Genomic DNA, 3,192 nt, shown 5'->3' on the forward strand with positions numbered 1-3,192 from the left:
GCGAGGACCGCGCGACCACCGAGGAACTGCGCCGCTTCGTGCGGGCCTACGAGGCCTTCGGAGCCTGGGCCAGCCAGTCTCGGGACACGGCAGGTGTGAACGCTGCCGCCACCGAGGCTTACCTCGGGCTGGCGGTCTGAAGCGGGCCGCTGCTCACTGCCGGGCGACCGTCATGCCGCTGGCTTCCCATTCGGGCAGGCCGCCGCGGAACCAGTACACCGTTTTCATGCCCTTGCTGATCGCCGCGCGGCTGGCCTTGTACGACTTCCAGCATTCCGGGCCGTTGCAGGCGAAGATGGTGGGCTTGCTCAGGTCCAGCTTGGCCAGGCCGGAGAAGTCGTCCTGCTTGGCGTCGAAGGCAATGTCCTTCAGGCTTTTCTCGACATAGGGAATCAGCACCGCGCCGGGGATGTGCTTGGCGCCGTATTCCTTGTCGTTGCGGGCGTCCACCAGCACGGCGCCCTGGGCCACCAATTCCTGTACCTCATTGGCGTGCACCAGCGTTGCGCCGGGCAGCGACAGCGGCGTGAACACGCCCAGCTCGGCCACCGATTTGTATTCCCTCAGGTCGTCATGCACGGTGACCGGCTTGAGCCCCATGGCCGGCGCGCTGTTCGCAAACCAGGCCGTCATCTTGGTGCGCATCTCCGGCGGCAGCTCCTTCTTCACCACCACCGACAGGCCGCCGGGCACCGGCGTCGAGGTGGCCAGCACCTTGGCCATGCCGGGGTTGCCATTGGCCCATTCGTCCCAGTCGCTCTGGCGCACCACCGTCAGGTCGGACGCGCCGATGGCCAGCGCCGTCAGCCCTGCCTGCGGATAGCGCTCGTAGCGCACGTCGGACAGGTCCTTCAGCGACAGGCCGTTGGCATTCAGCATGCCGCGCGCCATGTAGGTGTAGATCGAATCCTGCTGCGGCAGGTAGATGCGGGCGCCGCGCGCGTTCTTGGCAGAGGCCAGGCTGTTGCGGCCTATCAGCAGGTACTGCTCGGCCCGGTCGGTCGAGCCAACCAGCTCGTAGCCATGCTGCAGCGCCGACGCCGCGACCTGCGGCGGCGCGACGAAGACGTCGTAGCCGGCGCTGCGCGTGGCGCGCATGACGTCGGCCAGGTCTTCGCTGGCGCTGACCGTCACGGGGCTGCCGACCAGCTTGCCCAGGCTGGTTGCCATGCCGGTGCGCGACAGCATCATGCCGTCCTTCTTCGACGTGGGCTCCAGGGCAATGATGGCCGTGAGTGCAGGGGATTCAGCGGCCCTGACGGCGCCCGACAGGGCCAGCACGCAGACCGCAACCAACGACAGGATCTTGTTCATTCTTGAGTCATTTCCAGTGTCATGAGGGACGGCCCGGACCGGACTTCGCGGCGTTCCGTTCAGGCCGTGGCGATGAAACTCATATCCATAGGCGGAAGGATGTTAAGCGTAAGTTCCGTGTCATATTTCACGGAACCTAGGGGGCCGTGCCGGGATGAGGCGTTGGCGCCACGCCGGGCCTTTCAGGCCCGCAGGCCCGCAGGCGCCGGGTGCACGAGCCGCGCGGCCGGCCTGCTAGCATCGCCGACCGCCCTTGCGCCAGGCCGTGACCCGGCTGCGTGGGGTCAGAGGCCGGCTGCGACAGCCCGCCGACAAAAAGACAGGTGAGGCGGCCCATGAGGTCCTGGTGGAACAACTTTCGCGAGCGCCTGCGACTCGCGCCCGACGACTTGCTGCGAGACCGGATCTACCGCCGGCTCTGGTCCTCGATCCTGATCAGCTCGCTGGGCGGCCAGGTCACGATGCTGGCCCTGCCGCTCACCGCCGCGGTGCTGCTGCACGCCACGCCGACCCAGATGGGCACGCTGACGACGATGGAGCTGTTGCCCTTCATCCTGTTTTCGCTGCCCTCGGGCGTGTGGCTGGACCGGGTGCGCAAGCTGCCGGTCTACATCGCGGGTGAACTGACGCTGGCGGCCGCCGTGGCCACCGTGCCCATCGCCTGGTGGCTGGGCTGGCTGGGCATGCCCTGGATGTACATGGTGGGGTTTTTCATCGGCCTGGTGCACACGACGGCGGGCTCGGCCTCGCAGATCGTGCTGACCCAGGTCGTGCCGCGTGAGCGCCTGGTCGAAGCGCATGCCAAGAACGCGCTGGCCAGCTCCGGTGCCGAAGTCGCGGGCCCGGGCGTGGCGGGGGCCTTGATCCGCGTGCTGGGCGCGCCGGTGGCCTTGCTGGTGGACGCTGTGCTGCTGGTCGGCTCGTCGTGGATCCTGCGGGGCCTGAAGGTCGAGGAGCAGCGCGGCAGCACGCCGCCTGGCCGCTTCTGGGCCGACCTGCGCGCCGGCCTGCAGTTCGTCTGGCGCCAGCGTTTGCTGATCACGCTGGCCAGCTGCGTGGGCCTGTGGCAGATGTGCCATCAGGCGGCGACGGTGGTGCAGATCCTGTTCGCCACCCGCACGCTGGGCATGAGCGAGCATGCGGTGGGGCTGAGCTACGTGGGCCTGGGCGTGGGCACGGTCACCGCCAGCCTGCTGGGCGGGCGCATCAGCCAGAAGCTGGGGCCGGGGCCTTGCCTGGTGACAGGTTTTGCCGGCACCGCGGCCGGCTGGCTGCTGCTGGCGGTGGCACCGGTCGGGCCCTGGGGCGTGGCGTGTTTCGCGCTGATGCTGAGCTGCTTTGGCGTCGGCGCGATCCTGATCTTCATCAACTTCATCTCGCTGCGCCAGGCCGTGACGCCCGAGCCGCTGCTGGGCCGCATGACCAGCACCATGCGCTGGCTGATCCTGCTGCCCGCAGCACCGGGCGCAATGATCGGCGGCTGGCTGGGCGAGCACATGGGTTTGCGCTGGTCGCTGGGCTTTGCCGGCATCGGCTGCTCGCTGCTGGCGCTGGTCGCCTGGCAGCTGCCCATCATCCGCGGCGTGCGGGAGCTGCCGCGGGCGGTGCATGTGTCAGGTACCGAGGTGGTGGAGGAGGGCACGGTCTGAGGCCGCGCCCCCTCGGTCACCTGTGCCTCAGGGCTGGATGCGAAACACCGTGCCGGAGGCCCCGGCCGGGCCGTGCCAAGTGGTGCCGTAGAGGCTGCCATCGGGCGCGGGGGTAAGCCGGTCGTAAGGGGCGTAGCCGGCCGGGCTGGTGGTGTCGAAGCTGTGCAGCTGGGTGAAGCTGCCGTCCAGCGCCACGCGGTAGACCGTGCCCACGTCGGCGCTGCCACCT

General features: G+C 69.0%; 3 protein-coding genes. 1 reads left to right on the forward strand and 2 read right to left on the reverse strand.

What is annotated here, in order from left to right; translation table 11 throughout:
* Nucleotides 1–153: 153 nt before the first annotated feature.
* Nucleotides 154–1,314, reverse strand: a complete 1,161-nt coding sequence (locus FKP22_RS25430) for a rhodanese-like domain-containing protein (RefSeq protein WP_141290524.1) — start codon at nt 1,312–1,314, stop codon at nt 154–156.
* 335 nt (nt 1,315–1,649) lie between these two features.
* On the opposite strand from FKP22_RS25430, the gene FKP22_RS25435 reads away from it, so the two are divergent.
* A complete protein-coding gene (locus FKP22_RS25435) occupies nt 1,650–2,963 on the forward strand; it encodes an MFS transporter (protein WP_141290526.1) in 1,314 nt (437 codons plus the stop codon).
* A gap of 27 nt (nt 2,964–2,990) precedes the next feature.
* Here the strand turns inward: FKP22_RS25435 and FKP22_RS32745 are convergent.
* On the reverse strand, nt 2,991–3,192 hold a 202-nt coding region (locus tag FKP22_RS32745), incomplete at its 5' end, for a choice-of-anchor tandem repeat GloVer-containing protein (protein WP_375140615.1).

Origin of the sequence: Ideonella azotifigens, assembly GCF_006519715.1 — a bacterium.
GTDB lineage: Bacteria > Pseudomonadota > Gammaproteobacteria > Burkholderiales > Burkholderiaceae_C > Ideonella > Ideonella azotifigens.